We start from the raw sequence: 17532 nt of genomic DNA on the forward strand, positions 1-17532 counted from the left end.
TGACTTTTTCACTAATAACCAATTGAAACTTTTTCTTGAAAATTTTTTGCATTTTTCATAATTTTGCGTTATTAGCGGATACATTAATGAACTTATGGTAAACTAACATTCTGGATGGTTCGTTCCAGCCAGCCAATTAAAAACTATTTTTAGAGCGTTCAACACGCTTATTCATGATTTTTTTATAAAGGTGGACTTATTTTGATGAAAAACAAATCGAAGCTTTTATGGTTAGGAAGTTTTTTCTTGCCGTTTTTACTTCTATTGCTTGTATGGATGACATTACAACTTGCGCCTTTTGGTGACAACAACTTATTAGTTAGTGATTTAGGCACACAATACATGCCTTTCTTGAGTTTTTTAAAACGCTCTTTTCACGAGGGAATAACTACATTCTACTCTTTTTCCAATGAGATTGGTGAGTCGATTGTTCCTTTGGCAGCCTATTACTTACTGAGCCCTTTTAATGTGTTGGCTTTCTTTTTTCCTTATGAACAATTACCTATAGCAATTTTATGGATTATTACCTTAAAACTTGCCTTGATGGGCACTACGATGTTTAGCTATTTAAAATACACCTATCAAAAAGTTGATGGCACCACGTTACTTTTTTCAACGTCCTATAGTTTCTGTGGCTTTGTCACCGTCTATAGCCAAAACTTTATGTGGTTGGATGCACTGATTCTATTCCCGCTTATCTTATTGGGACTCCAACGTTTATGGGATCAACGCAAATGGGGCTTATACAGTATAACCCTATTTTTAGCGATTGTGACGAATTACTACATGGGTTATATGATTTGTCTCTTTGCTGTTTTGTACAGTATCTATTGGTTCTTTAAAAAGAATACCCAAGCCCATGCTATTCGGCAATTTTTTAAACAAAGTCCGTTATTCATCCTCGTTTCTTTTTTAACAGGAACTGCAACTAGCTTTTTATTATTACCTGCAGCAGAAGGGATGCTCTATACAAAAAAAGCAGATTTTGATGTCTCGACGTTCTTTTTAACGCCTAAGTTCAACACTTCGTTCTTCTCGCAATTAGGCTTAGGTTCTATTAATTATGAGTTGCGTTTAGACCATTTACCAACCGTTTTTGCTGGATTATTTGTGACACTCCTCTGTGTTGCCTATTTTCAAACGAAACAAATTGCGTTAAAAGAAAGAATAGCTTCAGCAATTCTTTTATTCATTCTCTTTTTAAGCTTTTGGTTAGAAGCCTTTAACACTGTGTGGCACATGTTTCAAAGCCCAGCTGGGTTCCCTTACCGAAATGTCTTTATCTTTAGCTTTTTATTGATTGTCTTTGCCTATGAAGCTTGGCTTAAAAGAGTGACCATTCCTTGGTCCGCACCTATTATTTTTAGTCTGCTGTTAGTCATTGGCTACGGATCTTTGTATTATGGTCCACAAAAGAATCTCTTAATTTCGATCAATTATTTATGGCTAAGTTTACTTTTTATTTGGTTGATTTTCGTTTGCTTGCGTTTAGCACACAAAAAGGCCTTAAGAAACTATGTAGTCGTGGCTTTATTCTTACTTGTCAGCACAGAATTAACAACGAATTTCTGGATTTCTTTTAAACACATGCCCTTTGGTAGCCAAGCAACATTTGCCCAAGATTACCGAAAACACAGCCAATTAATCGATGAAAAAATGGCCTCAGCACCAGAACTTTATCGCATGAAACAAGTCATTCCTTCCAAAGAAACAGGGTTCCGTGAAATCAATAACGGCTACAACAATCCTTTACTTTATGGCTACGCTGGCGTTTCTAGCTATACTTCGACTTTAACTGCCACTACCCAAGACACATTAAGTGCGCTAGGTTTGTATCGAAAAAATGATCGCCGGATTGCCTATGTGGATAATTCACAACTAACCAATTTACTTTTAAATGTGAAATATGACTTTTTACCAATTGAAAAACCTACGAGTGAAAAATTGCTAAAAACAGTTGGTTCCACGAAAATCATGGAAAATGATGAAGCGATCGGTATAGGCTTTTTGGCGCCAACCGCATTAACCAAGTTAAAATTAGCAAAAAATAATCCTTTAGATGCCCAAGAAGAACTCCTGCAAACGCTCGTGCCGACGGATAAACCTTACTTTAAAACAGCTTCGTTGATAAATGAACCTCATCATACCAACGAAACAATTGAAGCAACCTTTAAAGTGAATAGCACTGGTGACTTGCATCTTTATATTCCGAATTTAAAATGGAAAAAAGTTACACAATTGAAGGTAAACCAACAAGTTATCTCGACGCCGATTTATATTGCAACCAATCAACTGTTCAATTTAGGGCATTTTGAAAAAGGAACTACCGTGACCCTGTCACTAACTGCTGAACAAGTGGTTGATTTAACCAATTGGCAGCTTCAAACTTTAGACCAAACAGCCTTTAATCTTGCGGTTGACAAATTACGCCAACAAGCTCTTCACGTGAATGCAACTAAAAAAGGCCATTTAAATGGCGCACTGAATGCACCTGGAAATGACACTCAGTTACTGTATACGTCCATTCCTTATGACCAAGATTGGCAAGTCAAATCGTCGCTACAAAAAGAACCATTAAAAACACAACGCATTCTAGGTGGCTTTTTAGCTGTTGAAGTCCCAGCTGGCAAACAGCAGTTAACCTTTGCCTATCATCCAAGAATGATTTATCTCGGCACTGCCGTCAGCGGAACGATTTTACTGGGAACGGCTGGTTATCTTGGGTTTAAAAAATACCGTCGAAAACGTCAGGAGGCCACTCATGACTAATCAGAAAAAATTTTTAAATGGACTCATTCGGTGGTTACCCCTAGTTGGACTGGTGCTTTTCTTCGGCTTAATTTTATGGGGATATTCCAGAGGAATTTTTCATTCTGTTGCTTCCTTGCAAGCTTTTATTAAACAGTTTGGTAACTATGCGGTTCTGTGTTTCATTCTTTTACAAATCGTCCAAGTGATTATTCCTATTCTACCTGGAGGAATCTCTTCTGTTGCAGGAATGTTGATGTTTGGCAATTTGCAAGGCCTTTTGTATAGCTATCTTGGGTTGATTATTGGTGAGTTTATTGGCTTTTTACTGGTTCGTTACTATGGACGTAGCTTTGTAAAAATAATCCTTTCACCCAATAAATACAAAAAATTTGAAGAGATTTTAGACAAAAATGAACACAATGTCAAAAAGCTCTTAATCTTTACTATGTTAGTCCCCTTCGCTCCAGATGATATTGTTTGTTTAGTGGCGGGAATTACAGATATATCTTTAAAGGAATTCATGAAAATTGTTCTTTTATTGAAATTCTGGTCTGTGGCTACTTACAGCTATTTAATGTTGTATTTGTTTCAATTATTTGGCAAATTATAATAAAAAGACAACAAAACCAAACGTTGGTTTTGTTGTCTTTTCTTTTTTAGATTGAACGTAATTGGGCAATCCGTTCTTTGACAGCCTCTTGTTTTTCAAGGTAGTCTTTTTCTTTTGCACGTTCTGCTTCCACGACCTCATCTGGTGCATTTGACACAAAACGTTCATTTGAAAGCTTGCCTTGCACACGTTTGACTTCTTTTGTCCATTTGTCTAATTCTTTTTCTAAGCGAGCAATTTCTTCCTCGATATTAATCAACCCAGCTAATGGTAGGAATAGTTCTGCGCCTGTTAATACAGCGGACATGGCTAATTCTGGCGCTTCTATTTCACGACTGATGACTAATTCCTCTGGGTTACAGAAGCGTTCTAAGTAGCTAGTATTAGCTGTTAAAAATTCTTCTACTTCTGTATCGTTTGTTTTAATTAACAAGGTAATTGGTTTAGAAAGTGGTGTATTCACTTCTGCTCGAATATTCCGAACCGAACGAATAACTTCTTTCAGAACTTCCATTCCTCGAGCTGCTGCTTCATCGTTAAATTCTTCATGAACAACTGGGTACTCTGCCACAACCAATGACTCACCTTGATGCGGAATTTTTTCCCAAATTTCTTCTGTTACAAACGGCATAATTGGATGCAATAAGCGTAAGATTTGATCCAATGTGTACACCAAGATGCTCCGTGTTGTTTGTTTAGCTACTTCATTGTCTCCGTAAAGAATCTCTTTACTCATTTCAATATACCAATCACAGAAATCATCCCAGATGAAGTTGTATAATTGACGACCTGCTTCACCGAATTCAAAACGATCAAATAATTCTGTCACACGGGCGACTGTTTCGTTTAAGCGCGTTAAAATCCAACGATCAGCGACAGTCTTTTCACCACTAAAGTCAATATCTGCAGCAGTCATACCTTCTACATTCATGATAACGAAGCGACTTGCATTCCAGATCTTATTGATAAAGTTCCAAGAAGCATCCATTTTTTCATAACTAAAACGAACATCTTGACCTGGAGCTGAACCATTTGATAAGAACCAACGTAACGCATCTGCACCATATTTTTCGATGACATCCATTGGATCAATCCCATTCCCCAATGATTTACTCATTTTGCGTCCTTGCTCATCACGAATTAAGCCGTGAATTAAGACATTTTGGAAGGGACGTTCACCTGTAAACTCTAAACTTTGGAAAATCATACGACTCACCCAGAAGAAGATGATGTCATAGCCAGTAACTAATGTGCTTGTTGGGAAGTAACGTTGATAATCTTCGCTTGCTTCGTCCGGCCAGCCCATCGTTGAAAATGGCCATAATGCAGAACTAAACCATGTATCTAAGACATCACTATCTTGAACCCAGTTTTCACTGTCGGCTGGTGCTTCCATTCCAACATACATCTCGCCCGTTTCTTTGTGATACCAAGCAGGAATTTGATGGCCCCACCATAATTGTCGCGAAATAACCCAATCATGTACATTTTCCATCCAACGTAAAAATGTTTGATTGAAGCGTGGTGGATAAAATTCAACAGCGTCTTCTGTTTCTTGATTTTTCATTGCTTTTTCAGCTAGTGGTCCCATTTTTACAAACCATTGGGTCGATAAACGTGGTTCCACGACAACGCCTGTTCGTTCTGAATGGCCCACGCTGTGATTCATTGTTTCGATCTTAATTAAGCGACCTAGTTCTTTCAAGTCAGAGACAATCGCTTTACGTGCAGCAAAACGATCCATTCCTTCATATTTTCCAGCCAGTTCATTCATCGTGCCGTCTTCGTTCATAACATTTACTCGAGGTAAGTCATGACGATTACCGACTTCAAAGTCATTTGGATCATGGGCAGGTGTGATTTTTACAACCCCTGTTCCAAATTCCATATCTACATAGTCATCTGCAATAATTGGAATTTCTTTATCGACTAATGGCAAGACAACTGTCTTACCAATAAGTTCCTGATACCGTTCATCTTCTGGATGGACCGCAATCGCCGTATCTCCCAACATTGTTTCAGGACGCGTTGTCGCAATTTCAACAACACCAGAACCATCTGATAATGGGTAGCTCATGTGGTAAAAAGCTCCTTCAATATCTTTATGGATTACTTCAATATCAGACAATGCTGTTTTCGCTTTCGGATCCCAGTTAATGATATACTCACCACGGTAAATCAAATCTTTCTCGTAAAGAGAGACAAACACTTTACGAACAGCCTCAGATAGCCCTTCATCTAAAGTGAAACGTTCACGGCTGTAATCTAAAGAAAGACCCATTTTTGCCCACTGTTCACGAATGTGAGAAGCATATTCTTCTTTCCATTCCCACACTTGATCAACAAATTTTTCACGACCTAAGTCGTAACGTGAAACTCCTTGTTGTGCTAGTTTCTCTTCTACTTTTGCTTGCGTGGCAATTCCGGCATGGTCCATTCCTGGTAGCCATAACGTATCAAAGCCTTGCATTCTTTTTTGGCGAATAATCATATCTTGTAATGTTGTATCCCAAGCATGCCCTAAGTGTAGCTTCCCTGTTACATTAGGTGGTGGAATAACAATTGAATAGGGCTTCGCTTTTTTGTCGCCACTTGGTTTAAATAAATCTTGATCTAGCCATTTTTGATAACGGCCAGCTTCGATTTCTGTCGGTTGATATTTCGTTGGTAAGTTTTTTTCTTCTGACATTTTTTCCCCTTCTTTCTTAAAATACGCGATTTGGAGCGGTAATTATTTTACAAATGAGTTTTTTGAGCTAAACACTAAAATACGCCCTAAAATACTTTCGTATTTTAGGGCGTAGATTCATCTTATTTACGCGGTACCACCTAAATTGCATTTGAATTGAATTCATTCAAATGCCACTCATTCGTGAGATAACGTTCACGAAACGAATCGTTCTACTAACGTACTGTGTTCAAACCATTGACTCACAAGCTACCTTCTCACTGGTTGTGTAAAAGTCTTGCACCTGAACGACTTTTTCTCTAAAACGACGCCAATGATACTCCTCTTGTTCGCTGTCTTTGCTTCATTCTACAATGAAGCGCAAGCAAAGTCAATTTGTAATCTAGAGGGATTACACTTTTTTTGCAGCTTCTAACGCTTGTTGATAATCGGGTTCCGACGAAACTTCTGAGACGATTTCTTCATAAACTAACGTTCCTTCTGGGTCAATCACAAAAATAGCACGTGCTAAACGGCCCATTTCTGGAATATACAAACCATAAGCTGCACCAAATGAGTCTTCAGTATCATGAAGCATTTCCATTTCGACACCCTCAGCGGCACACCAATTTGCTTGTTCTTCAACTGTGTTATTGGAAATCGTGATAATCTGAACACCGTCTAATTTCGCCGCTTCTTGATTGAAACGTTTCGTTTGCAGTGAACAAACACGTGTGTCGATATCAGGAACCACACTAATTAAAACCGTTTTACCTTTATAATCTGCCAAGTTGATTTCTTGGTTGTTTAAATTTTTCAAAGAAAAGACGGGGGCTTTTGTGCCAACTTCGGGCTGTTCACCTGTCAATTCTAATACGTGCCCTTTTCTTGTAACATTCATTCTGAAATCCTCCTTTTCCACTTTCAATAATAAGTATAGTAGAGGATTTTTATGAAGACAATTTTATTGCTTTGGGCTATTTGCTAGTGAAAAAGTTTCATTAAAATAAATCAGTGTTTGCAGTTCCGTTGTTAAATCAATATACTGCACACTAACGTTGGCTGGCACACTGACACGGTCTGGCGCAAAATTTAAAATCGCAGTCACACCCGCTTGAACAATTTTGTCGATGGCTTTTTGGGCATGGTGACTTGGCACTGTAGAAATGGCTACCGTGACCCCTTCTTGTCGAACGAATGCTTCTAACTCAGACATATCATGAACTAATAATCCATTAATCGTGGTGCCAACTAAAGCTGAATCATTATCAAAAGCACAAACAATATTCAAATTCTCGTTGCGTCTAAAATTATTTTTTAATAATGCCTTGCCTAAATTGCCACAACCAATCAGAGCAATTCTTTTTTCTTCTTGCGTATTTAAAATATTACTAAATACCTCAATTAAATACGGCACATCGTAACCATAACCGCTTCGGCCCAGTTCACCAACATGGGAAAAATCACGCCGAATCGTTGCAGAAGGAATCTGGATCATTTCACTAAACTCTCGTGATTTAATACGTTTAACACCAGAATCCCCTAACATTTTTAAATAACGTAAATAAACCGGCAAACGTTTTGCCGTTGCTTTAGGCATTTTTTTCTCCATCCTCTGTCCTCCTTGTTACCTACTTCACATATTCAGTTTATCACGGTTCCCCTCTCCGAGCAACTTGTTTGTGAAATAAGTACAAAATAAATACAGTGACGTCTAAGCGACCGTCACTGTATTTATTTCTTATAGAAAATCTGCAAATTCGTCTTCTTGTTTATCTTTCGCTGTTTCTGCTGAAATCTCTGTAATTTTGAGCCCTTCTAAGGCCCGAGCCATTAAACCTTCCAAGTCTAAGCGCGCTTCATAATCTTGCGCTTTATCTAAGCGAGGTCGTGTTTTCGGTTGCGGTGGCGCAAAAATTGTACAACAATCTTCGAAGGGTTGGATGGCTAATTCAAACGTGTCAATTTTTTCGGCAATTTCGATAATTTCTGTCTTATCCATTGAAACAACGGGGCGAATTATCGGTGTTGAGGTAACCTCATTAATTGCTACCATACTTTGAAGTGTTTGCGAAGCCACTTGTCCTAACGATTCACCATTAATAATGACTAAACCTTTCCGCATTTCACGAATTGCATCTGTTAAGCGTAACATTAAACGTCGTGTAATGGTCATTAAGTAGCCTTGGGGAACAACTCGTTTTATTTCTTCTTGAATTTCTGTAAAGGGCACTTCAATAAATTGAATAGTTCCTACATAAGGGACTAATTTTTCAGCTAAATCTTTGGCCTTTTGTAACGCTTGTTCACTTGTATAAGGTGGACTAGCAAAATGGACAGCTTCCACTTCCACGCCACGTTTCATAGCTAAATAACCTGCAACTGGTGAATCAATGCCTCCTGACAACATCAACATACCACGACCACTGGTGCCCACTGGCAATCCACCCGCACCACGAATCGTTTCATAAGATAAATACGCCGCATCTTTACGAATTTCAATTCTTAAGTTGATATCAGGCTTTTTCATTTGTACTTGAATTTCCGGGATGGCTTCAATAACAGCCCCACCTAATTCTTGATTCAAGCCATTTGAATCAAGTTCAAATGAATGGTCCGAACGTTTAGCAGTAATTTTAAACGTCTTACCTGGCGTATAAACTTCCCGAACAACCTCTTGAACCATTGCACGAATCGCTGGCATTTCTTTTTCAATACGAATACTTGGCGAAAAATTTTGAATCCCAAACACTTTACTTAGTTTCGGAATCACTTCTTCACTATCTTCCCCATTTAATAAAATATGCATTCTGTCTCGATCTGCATGGATTTTCAATGCTGGAAAATCAGCTAACGCACGTTTCACATTTTGTGCTAACTGCATGATAAACGTTTTACGATTTTTTCCTTTAGTTGATAATTCGCCATAGCGAACCATAATTTCTGTATATTTCACTCAATTAATTCCTCTCTGTTCCTGTATCTTCACAGGTCAATGTCTTTGCAAATTATACATCAAATAAGGGGCGTTTTTCTAGTGCTTAGTCGAAAAAAAATAGTTGATTCATAAGTTCATTGTCTTATGAATCAACTATTTGATAACTTTCTCTCTTACTTATTGCGCATTCAGGATCCACATGAATCCGACAAAAACAAAGAACAAGCCATACATAATTGGCGAAACTTCTTTCCCGCGTTTTGCCGCAATCATTGTAATTGGATAGAAGATAAAGCCTAAGGCAATCCCATCTGAAATGCTATATGTCAATGGCATTCCTAACAAGATTAAGAAGGAAGGGATTGCAATTTCCATCTCGTTCCATTTAATTTTGCTTAAGGATTGTGCCATCAAAACGCCAACAATAATCAACGCTGGTGCTGTAACTTGCGAAGTGACAACTGCTAACAAAGGAGAAAATAGCAAGCTGAAAATAAATAAAATCCCGGTTGTAATAGCTGTGATTCCTGAACGACCACCCACAGCAATCCCCGCAGATGATTCGACATATGCGCCAACTGGCGATGTCCCTAGTAGAGAACCAGCTAACATCGCTGTTGAATCAGCGGCTAAAGCTTTCCCCACACGCGGCATTTTATTGTCCTTCATAAAACCTGCTTGATTGGCTAAGCCCACCAACGTACCAGCCGTATCAAAGAATGTTACTAATAGGAACGTTAAAACCACGACCCACATTTGAATCGTATTGATATCTTTCACATGTCCTAACGCCACTAAAAATGTTGGTTCTAAACTTGGCGCGCTTGAAATAATCTTATCAGGCATTGGAATAACCCCTGTCGCTAAACCAACAATCGTTGAAATTGCCATCCCAATAAAAATACCACCAGGCACTCGACGAACTAACAAAATTGCAGTTACGACTAAGCCGACAATGGTGACCCACGTTGAGCCAACGTTCAAAGGTCCTAAGCCAACGAGTGTCGCATCATTAGCCACAATTAAGCCACCTTGGCTTAAACCAAGAAAAGCAATAAACAACCCGATCCCACCTGAAATGGCAAATTTCAAGTCTGCAGGAATTGCATCAATAATTAGCTCGCGTAATTTAAAAATTGTAATTAAAATAAATATCAATGAAGCCACAAAAACGCCTGCTAATGTCGTTTTCCAAGGAATCCCCATACCAACAGAGACTGAATAAGCAAAGAATGCATTAATTCCTAAAGCTGGTGCTGTCGCAATCGGATATTTCGCCAACACACCCATTAAAATACAACCTAAGGCACTCGCTAAAGCGGTGGCAGTAAAAACAGCGCCTTCGTCCATGCCAGAAGCACCAAGTACGGTTGGATTAACGAACAAAATATACGCCATTGAGATAAATGTGGTGAAACCAGCTAACATTTCTCGTTTCATATTCGTATTCAATTGTTCAAGTTCAAAATATGAACTTATTTTTTCTTTCATGTTCCGTCCTCCTAAAATCTAAATATTTTACAATGTTCGTAAAATATTCAATTTATTAATGAAACAACGTGTTTAATCATATAATAAACCAACAAATAAGTAAATATCAAATTCTAAATTCTGTAAAAAACGAACAATCACGATTAAAAAAAAGTATTCCTTTCTAGGAATACTTTTTAAATTAAATCGTTTGTGTGGTCGGACGAACAACCATTTCACTTATTGACATACGATCTGGCGTGTCTATGGCAAAGACCACCGCTTGCGCAATGTCTTCTGCCTTTAAGCCCCAACTTAACTGTTCTAGATGTAACGTTTCAGCTACTACTCGATTAGAAATTGTTTGATAAAGTTCTGTTTGTACAGCACCTGGTGAAATAATCGTTGATTTAATGTTATTCTCTCTTTGTTCTTGTCGCAATCCTTCCATAATTGCTCGAACAGCAAACTTTGTTCCACAGTAGACAGCCGAATCTGGATAAACGACATGTCCTGCCACAGAATCAGTAGCAATAATCTGCCCTGATTTTTGTTCAACCATAATTGGAAGAACTGCCGCAATGCCATTTAAAACACCCATAATATTAATATCTAGCATTTGACGCCATTCTCCTTTTGGTGCTTCAATAAGAGGCGCCGTTGGCATAACTCCTGCATTGTTAAAAAGAACATCAATTCGTCCATATTTTTCCATTGTAAGCTTGATTACACGCTGAACTTCCTCTTCTTTCGTTACATCTGCTTGTTGCACGAGAATCGTTGCTTCAGGAAGTTCTTTTTTTATAGCAATTAAACGTTCTTGTCGACGTGCTGCAATGACTAACTTCGCTCCTTTTCTGGCAAGTAAACGGGCTGTTGCCTCACCGATGCCACTGGAAGCGCCCATGATAATAATAACTTTTTCTGATAATGATTTCATTATATTTCCTCCTTATCTTCCTGAATCCAACGAATAATTTTAGCTGGTGTTCCTGCAACAATAGCGTTAGCTGGCACATCTTTAGTTACAGTCGCATTAGCTGCTACGATAGCATTTTCACCAATCGTAATACCTGGTAAAACAGTGACACCCGCGCCTAACCACGCAAATTTTTTAATGGTAATTGGTGCTAGCAATACACCTCGCCGTTTCATTGGCAGTTCCGGATGATTGACACTTAAGAGATTAACGCGCGGCCCAATTAAAACATTGTCTTCAATTATAATGCCCCCTAAATCAACAAACATAGCTGCCCGATTAATAAAAATATTTTTACCAAAATGTATATTGCGTCCAAAATCTGTATAAAAAGGCAATAAAATCGTAACGGTTTCGTCAATTTTGTCTTGGATAATCGTGGCAAGAAGATTCCTTACTTCATTATGTGTGTAGGCTTGTTGATTTAATTCTATTAAATAGCGACTATTTTCCTCTTGAATCTGATGAATAAGTTGAAATAGTGGTTCATCTTTATCAATGCTACCTGTTGCAATTAGTTCTTGGAGATTTTTTGTAAGCATTCCTAATCGCCTCCTTTTGCTAAATTTATCGTAATACGTGACAACTCCTCTGTCTAATACTTATAATAAATAGATAAGTATGCGTTTTAGTTATAGGAGGGAAAGTAATGGAATTACGAGTGATTCACTATTTCTTAGCAGTGGTCCAAGAAAAAACGATTAGTGGCGCAGCCAAACAATTGCATGTATCACAACCAACATTATCTAAGCAATTAAAAGAATTAGAGGAAGAATTAGGCGTGACATTATTTATACGAGGAAATCGACAAATACAACTAACACCTGAAGGAGAATATTTAGCTAAACAAGGGCAAGATATTTTAAGCTTAGCGAATAAAACAGTCACCAACTTGTCGCAAAATGAATTCATTAATGGCGAAATCACGATTGGTGGCGGCGAAACAAAAGCTATGTCTTTTTTAGCGAATGCACTACAACAAATAACAAGCCAGCACTCAGCTGATATTCACCTTCATTTATACAGTGGGAATGCAGATGATGTAATAGAACGGCTAGACAAAGGATTATTAGATTTTGGTTTAATTATTGAGCCTGCACCTAAACAAAAATATAGCTATTTAACATTACCAATTGTAGATACATGGGGCTTAATTACTGTAAAGGACCATCCCTTAGCCACTAAAAATGTTATTACTGCAGCCGATTTAAAAGAAGAACCTTTATTTATTTCTCGACAAGCACAAGTTCCGAGCCAACTCTCTGATTGGCTCGAAGCAAGTCTAGATCAGTTCCGAATCGTTGGGACCTACAACTTACTTTACAACGCTTCACTGATGGTAGAAGCTGGGCTAGGTAGCGCCCTAAGCATTGATGGTATTCTAGAAACAAAGCAAACAAATTTACGTTTTATCCCGCTATATCCTGCTTTAACAGCCAAAATTAGTTTAATTTGGCGCAAAAATACGGTTCTTTCCACAGCTGCTGCATTATTTTTAGAACAAATAAAAAAAAGTATTCAACGCCCTGAATAATAGGTCGTTGAATACTTTTTTAAATCATCACTGTGATCGTAGCTGCTGCCAAAATCAAAACTAAGCCGATAATCGTTACGGTCATTTCCTTGGCTGTTTTCTTTTGACCTAAGAACCAAATACCTGTCAACGTTGCAAGCACAACTGATGTTTGGGATAGAATAAAGCCCGTTGCCAAGCCGTTCATATCTGGCTGCGCTGAAATTAAATAAGTTAACGCTGCAAAGGCGAAGAAAAAGCCTGAAAAAATTTGTTTGTAAGAAACAGCTTCTATAAATGGAGATGTTTCCCCACCCTTAATAGTGACAACTGCTGAATAAATAACTGCGACAATTACCATGCCTATTGCTTGTGGTAAAAAGGCATGCATGCCATCAATTGCCGTCGCTTGGGGTGCTGCAGAGTACGCCCAATAGCCGATTTCACCAACGGCTAATAGAAGAACTGCTTTTTTCATAATCCCAGCACTCTCAGCGGACTCCGTTTCCGACCAGACCGTCATTTTGGCACCAATCATGATTAACACTAAGGCAAATGCGCCTAACAATTTGGCTGTCGCACCTGGCCAGTTTCCTAAGAAAAAGACACCCCAGAGAGAAGCACCTAAAAGTTGGAACGCGGTCGTTACTGGCATAGCACGTGATGACCCAATCATCGTGAAGCATTTAAACGTAATGATTTGCGCACAGGCCCAACCGACACCAGATAAAATTGAAAAGAATAAATCCATGCCCGTTGGAAAAGCTAAACCATTAATCATTGAAAAAATAGCGGCAAAAATTAATGTTCCTAAACTGGTACCAAGAATTTGATTCACTGGACGACCACCAATTTTGGAAGCGATTGTTGGGAAAAGCCCCCAACCTAGAAGCGGTCCTAAACCGATTAATAATGCAGTCGCATTCATCTCTATTTCTCCTCTCTCGTTTAAAAGACAACGTTACTTTCTAATAAAATATTTGCGTAAGGGGTCATTTCCCCTGTCCGAATAAATGCATGGCAGTTGTTTAATTCTTGTTTCATTTCTGTATGAGGAATAAAACTGATGGGAGTTTCTGGTAAACGAGTTTTAATTGCTGTCAACATATCAGGATTTTCTGTTTTAATTTCTTCTGCTAAATAAATTCGTTGAACTGCCAATTCCTCAAGAACATTGTTTAAAACTTCCATAAAACTAGGGACACCATTAGTAACAGCTAAATCAATTTTTTCTGTAGTCCGAGGCACAGGCATGCCTGCATCACCAATACTTAATTTATCAAAATGACCCATTTGTGCGATGACGCGGGAAATATCTGAATTAATAACTTTTGTTTTTTTCATGTCGCTCGCTCCTTTTTATTTGTCTGCCAATTCGTGTTGATAAGGAATCGAAGGTTGGGCTCCAAAACGTTGAACAGTCAACGAGGACGCCTTGTTTCCATAACGAATAGCTTCTTCCAAATTGCTAAAGTCTTTCTCTAATATACTACTTAATGCGCCAATAAAAGTATCGCCAGCAGCCGTTGTATCAACCGCTTTCACTTTAAAAGCAGGCACAATACCACTTCGTCCATTAACGTCATAAAAGGCGCCTTTACTACCTACTGTAATAATTACTGCTTCAATCCCTAATTGATGAAGTGCTTCTGCGGCTTTACGCATACTAGCTTCATCTGTGATTTTAATGCCTGTTAAAATTTCGGTTTCTGTTTCATTTGGTACAATCATATCTGTCACGTTTAGTAATTCTTCAGGAACTTGTTCTAACGCAGGTGCGGGATTTAAAATCGTTTTGACGCCTGCTTTTTTAGCAATTTTAAACGCTGCAATCGTACTATCAATCGCACTTTCAAATTGGGCAATCACAAAATCACTTTTTTCAATAATTTCTTGATGTTCCTGTACTTGTTTTGGCGTAAAGGCGTTATTGGCTCCTGCGTAAATCATAATGCTATTTTCACCAGCGTTATCTACCATAATAAAGGCTTGGCCAGTAGCTGTTTTCTCTAAAGTGGTGACCCCAGTTAAATTAATTTCATCTTGACTCATTAAATCAGTCATCATAGCTCCAGCGCCATCATTTCCCACAGCACCAATAAAATATGTTTCTGCGCCTGAACGTTTCGCTGCGACTGCTTGGTTTGCTCCTTTACCACCACCTGCTGTAAAATGTTCAATGGCGTGAATTGTTTCGCCTGGTTTTGGCATTTCTTTGACTCTTAATGTTGTGTCTAAATTGATACTTCCGATAATTGTAACCGCGTTCATTTTCATCCACCTCAATAAAATTTATTTTTTCATTCTAATTAAAACGTTTTAGTAAAACGTTTTAATTCCACAACAAAAATATAGCACACCTTGAAAGCTATTTCAAGGGTGCTGTCGAAAATCGTTCAATCAGTTGGACAGGCAAGGTTTGCTCCTCCCAATCTTTTGCAGGCTGATGGATTCTTTCCAATAATAAAGTCGCCGTAGTTTGCCCCAATTGAAAAACAGGTTGAGCAATTGTTGTTAGCGGCGGCGAAACATACTCGCACATATCAACATTGTCATAACCAATAATGCTATAATCCTCAGGAATTTTTTTGCCCGCTTCTGCTAATCCTCGATATAAACCAAAAGCAATTTCATCATTGATAGCAAAAATTCCGGTGCTCTCTGTTTTTAAAATTTCGGGGACAGCTTGGTAGCCGCCGGTTTTTGATAATTCTGTTTCGATTAACTGGACCTTTTCCGTATAAACAGAACAAAAACCTTTTAACCGTTGCTGAATATTGACTGGCGCATGTGGTGGCATTACCACGACGACCTGTTCATGTCGTTGCTCTTGTAAATGCTTTGCTGCTAGTTGCCCACCTCTATAATCGTCTGTCAAAACAGCGTCGCTAAAGCCTTCTGCTTTTTTTTGGTCAAGTACAATAAACGGAATCTTTTTCGCACGTAGCGTTTCATTAATCGTTTGATTGGAAATTTCAGAACTTGCAATCACAAAGCCATCGACACTACGACGAATCAACTCTGTTAAATATTCATGTTCTCTTGTAACATCTTGGTCCGCATTGCATAACATCAGTATAAAATTTTCTTTGTATAAAACACTTTCAATTCCTCGAATCAATTGCGCGAAAAATGGGTTGGTAATATCAGGTACGATTACGCCAATCGTCTTACTTTTTTTCATCACCATACGTTGCGCAAAATAGTCGGGCTGATAGTTTAATCGCTCTTTTGCAGCCAATACTTTTTCGACCGTTTTCCCACTAAACCGTGCCCCATTCCCGTTTAAAATTTGTGAAACGGTAGTAATAGAGACACCTGAGTCATTGGCAACATCTTTAATTGTAACCTTTTTATTTGTCATCCTACTTCTCTCCTTGCCGTGAACGCGCCCATTCACCGGACCTCTTAATCTCATTTAATTTACTACAATCATTTACTTTACGCAACCACAAATAAATACGTACATTCGTTTAAACCGTCCTTTCATCCCTTCAACAAATTTCGTTGTTCTACTTTTAAAATGTTATACTGTAGAAAAAATGATTTACTTTTTGCTGAATGGAGGGCCTTAATTGAAAAAGAAATCGATTGGTTTGTTGTTAGCTAGCGCATATTTGTTCCACGCACGTTCTCGTCAAAAATCCTTAAAAGCCTGTCTTTTTGAAGATTCTTTACGTCTTTCCCAAATTGCTCGACTTGAACGAAATCCGAAAGTCACCAAGGCTTTTTATCATTGGCAACGATCATTAAATGAACAAGTGACTTTGCCAAAACATTTACGTCATCTTTTTCCTCTTCAAGAAATAACTCAATTTCCTACGATGTATCGCATGTCAAACTCCGTTATTGCACCTACCAAGAAAGCTGTACTGTACCTGCATGGTGGGGGCTTTACATTGAATCTCGCCTATAGCCAATTAGACTTTAGTTATAAACTAATTGAAGATCTCTCTTTTGCAACAGATTATTTTATCCCTGTATATCCATTAGCACCAAATAAGTCTTTTGCTGATATTTATAATCATTGCTATGCTGCGTATCAAGAAATTTTACAGCATTATGATCCCGAAGATGTTATTTTATTAGGTGATTCTGCTGGTGGCACATTGGTTTTAAACGTATTGCAGAATTTAGCCATCGATTTCCCTGAACGATTACCAAAAGCTGCTGTTTTAATTTCTCCTTGGTTAGATGGACATTTAGACATTCCTGTTGCCAAAAGTTATCAAAAAAAGGACAAAATGATTGGCATGAACTATTTACAATTAATTGCCCAAGAGATTGATGACACGGCTAATCACTCCACGCTTTCTTTAAATTGCTTGTCCTTTGATTATCAAAAATTTCCGCCACTTTTTTTCGTGGGCGGCACACATGAAGTTTTTTGTCCTTCCTATCACCAATTTTTAAAACAATTAGGGCCACGACCACAAGATACTTGCCGATTGGTGCCTGGCATGCAACACGTTTTCGCAATGAAACAATACTTGCCCGAAGGACGACAAGCGCGGAAACAAATTGCACAGTTTATCCAAGAACAATGGTAAAAGGCAAATGGGACAGAAGTCAAAACGACTTCTGTCCCACTTGCCTTTTTTTA

Annotated in this window: 15 protein-coding genes and 1 other annotated feature; of the genes, 4 read left to right on the forward strand and 11 right to left on the reverse strand. The window is 38.3% G+C overall.

The annotated features are described in order from the left end of the window. Window positions 1-204 precede the first annotated feature (204 nt). Window positions 205-2769, forward strand: a complete 2565-nt coding sequence (locus tag HMPREF2810_RS01400; RefSeq protein ID WP_002415876.1) for a YfhO family protein — start codon at window positions 205-207, stop codon at window positions 2767-2769. Continuing rightward, a complete protein-coding gene (locus HMPREF2810_RS01405) occupies window positions 2762-3361 on the forward strand; it encodes a TVP38/TMEM64 family protein (RefSeq protein ID WP_002355114.1) in 600 nt (199 codons plus the stop codon). Before HMPREF2810_RS01400 ends, HMPREF2810_RS01405 begins: the two co-directional genes overlap by 8 nt. Window positions 3362-3407: 46 nt before the next feature. Here the strand turns inward: HMPREF2810_RS01405 and HMPREF2810_RS01410 are convergent, their stop codons facing one another. From HMPREF2810_RS01410 to HMPREF2810_RS01440, 7 genes are all read right to left on the reverse strand, one after another. Then, the gene (locus tag HMPREF2810_RS01410) at window positions 3408-6050 is read right to left on the reverse strand and encodes a valine--tRNA ligase (protein WP_002415875.1); all 2643 of its coding nucleotides are present in this window, start codon (window positions 6048-6050) and stop codon (window positions 3408-3410) included. A 102-nt stretch (window positions 6051-6152) separates the two neighbouring features. After that, window positions 6153-6392: a binding site (T-box leader), on the reverse strand. A gap of 49 nt (window positions 6393-6441) precedes the next feature. After that, window positions 6442-6930, reverse strand: a complete 489-nt coding sequence (gene tpx, locus HMPREF2810_RS01415) for a thiol peroxidase (RefSeq protein ID WP_002367321.1) — start codon at window positions 6928-6930, stop codon at window positions 6442-6444. Window positions 6931-6993: 63 nt separating this feature from the next. After that, window positions 6994-7641, reverse strand: coding sequence for a redox-sensing transcriptional repressor Rex (locus HMPREF2810_RS01420; protein WP_002365189.1), 648 nt, complete (start codon window positions 7639-7641; stop codon window positions 6994-6996). Between the two features lie 129 nt (window positions 7642-7770). Continuing rightward, window positions 7771-8985: a tRNA uracil 4-sulfurtransferase ThiI gene (gene thiI, locus HMPREF2810_RS01425; protein ID WP_002359156.1), complete on the reverse strand. Its 1215-nt coding sequence runs from the start codon at window positions 8983-8985 to the stop codon at window positions 7771-7773. Window positions 8986-9144: 159 nt separating this feature from the next. After that, window positions 9145-10458, reverse strand: a complete 1314-nt coding sequence (locus HMPREF2810_RS01430) for an NCS2 family permease (RefSeq protein ID WP_048942426.1) — start codon at window positions 10456-10458, stop codon at window positions 9145-9147. Window positions 10459-10639: 181 nt separating this feature from the next. Beyond that, a complete protein-coding gene (locus tag HMPREF2810_RS01435; RefSeq protein ID WP_002415874.1) occupies window positions 10640-11377 on the reverse strand; it encodes an SDR family oxidoreductase in 738 nt (245 codons plus the stop codon). Next, a complete protein-coding gene (locus HMPREF2810_RS01440) occupies window positions 11377-11958 on the reverse strand; it encodes a DapH/DapD/GlmU-related protein (protein WP_002355105.1) in 582 nt (193 codons plus the stop codon). The genes HMPREF2810_RS01435 and HMPREF2810_RS01440 overlap by 1 nt, the downstream gene beginning before the upstream one ends. A 107-nt stretch (window positions 11959-12065) precedes the next feature. Between HMPREF2810_RS01440 and HMPREF2810_RS01445 the strand changes: the two genes are divergently transcribed. Further along, window positions 12066-12950 carry a LysR family transcriptional regulator gene (locus HMPREF2810_RS01445; RefSeq protein WP_002365269.1) on the forward strand — a complete coding sequence of 295 codons (885 nt, stop codon included), beginning with the start codon at window positions 12066-12068 and terminating at the stop codon, window positions 12948-12950. Between the two features lie 19 nt (window positions 12951-12969). Here HMPREF2810_RS01445 and rbsU read toward each other — a convergent pair whose 3' ends face one another. The 4 genes from rbsU to rbsR form a co-directional block, all read right to left on the reverse strand. Further along, the gene (rbsU, locus tag HMPREF2810_RS01450) at window positions 12970-13857 is read right to left on the reverse strand and encodes a ribose/proton symporter RbsU (RefSeq protein ID WP_002359154.1); all 888 of its coding nucleotides are present in this window, start codon (window positions 13855-13857) and stop codon (window positions 12970-12972) included. Between the two features lie 20 nt (window positions 13858-13877). Continuing rightward, on the reverse strand, window positions 13878-14273 hold the full coding sequence (rbsD, locus tag HMPREF2810_RS01455; protein ID WP_002355102.1) for a D-ribose pyranase: 396 nt from the start codon (window positions 14271-14273) through the stop codon (window positions 13878-13880). Window positions 14274-14288: 15 nt separating this feature from the next. Continuing rightward, window positions 14289-15206 carry a ribokinase gene (gene rbsK / locus HMPREF2810_RS01460; RefSeq protein WP_002381157.1) on the reverse strand — a complete coding sequence of 306 codons (918 nt, stop codon included), beginning with the start codon at window positions 15204-15206 and terminating at the stop codon, window positions 14289-14291. A gap of 91 nt (window positions 15207-15297) precedes the next feature. Next, complete coding sequence (gene rbsR / locus HMPREF2810_RS01465) at window positions 15298-16293, reverse strand: ribose utilization transcriptional repressor RbsR (RefSeq protein WP_002359151.1); 996 nt, start codon at window positions 16291-16293, stop codon at window positions 15298-15300. Between the two features lie 211 nt (window positions 16294-16504). Here rbsR and HMPREF2810_RS01470 point away from each other — a divergent pair, with 211 nt between their 5' ends. After that, entirely contained in the window at window positions 16505-17479 is a 975-nt protein-coding gene (locus tag HMPREF2810_RS01470; RefSeq protein ID WP_002415873.1) for an alpha/beta hydrolase, read from the forward strand. The last annotated feature ends 53 nt before the right edge of the window (window positions 17480-17532 follow it).

The sequence above is a fragment of the Enterococcus sp. HMSC078F03 genome (assembly GCF_001811595.1).
Classification (GTDB): domain Bacteria; phylum Bacillota; class Bacilli; order Lactobacillales; family Enterococcaceae; genus Enterococcus; species Enterococcus faecalis.

Excerpts from the sequence above, each read along its gene's own strand:
- HMPREF2810_RS01440 (WP_002355105.1), bottom strand. The coding sequence starts at position 11,958 with ATGCTTACAAAAAATCTCCAAGAACTAATTGCAACAGGTAGCATTGAT.
- HMPREF2810_RS01430 (WP_048942426.1), bottom strand. The coding sequence starts at position 10,458 with ATGAAAGAAAAAATAAGTTCATATTTTGAACTTGAACAATTGAATACG.
- tpx (WP_002367321.1), bottom strand. The coding sequence starts at position 6,930 with ATGAATGTTACAAGAAAAGGGCACGTATTAGAATTGACAGGTGAACAG.
- HMPREF2810_RS01410 (WP_002415875.1), bottom strand. The coding sequence starts at position 6,050 with ATGTCAGAAGAAAAAAACTTACCAACGAAATATCAACCGACAGAAATC.
- HMPREF2810_RS01400 (WP_002415876.1), top strand. The coding sequence starts at position 205 with ATGAAAAACAAATCGAAGCTTTTATGGTTAGGAAGTTTTTTCTTGCCG.
- HMPREF2810_RS01405 (WP_002355114.1), top strand. The coding sequence starts at position 2,762 with ATGACTAATCAGAAAAAATTTTTAAATGGACTCATTCGGTGGTTACCC.
- HMPREF2810_RS01420 (WP_002365189.1), bottom strand. The coding sequence starts at position 7,641 with ATGGAGAAAAAAATGCCTAAAGCAACGGCAAAACGTTTGCCGGTTTAT.
- HMPREF2810_RS01435 (WP_002415874.1), bottom strand. The coding sequence starts at position 11,377 with ATGAAATCATTATCAGAAAAAGTTATTATTATCATGGGCGCTTCCAGT.
- HMPREF2810_RS01445 (WP_002365269.1), top strand. The coding sequence starts at position 12,066 with ATGGAATTACGAGTGATTCACTATTTCTTAGCAGTGGTCCAAGAAAAA.
- rbsK (WP_002381157.1), bottom strand. The coding sequence starts at position 15,206 with ATGAAAATGAACGCGGTTACAATTATCGGAAGTATCAATTTAGACACA.
- rbsD (WP_002355102.1), bottom strand. The coding sequence starts at position 14,273 with ATGAAAAAAACAAAAGTTATTAATTCAGATATTTCCCGCGTCATCGCA.
- rbsR (WP_002359151.1), bottom strand. The coding sequence starts at position 16,293 with ATGACAAATAAAAAGGTTACAATTAAAGATGTTGCCAATGACTCAGGT.
- rbsU (WP_002359154.1), bottom strand. The coding sequence starts at position 13,857 with ATGAATGCGACTGCATTATTAATCGGTTTAGGACCGCTTCTAGGTTGG.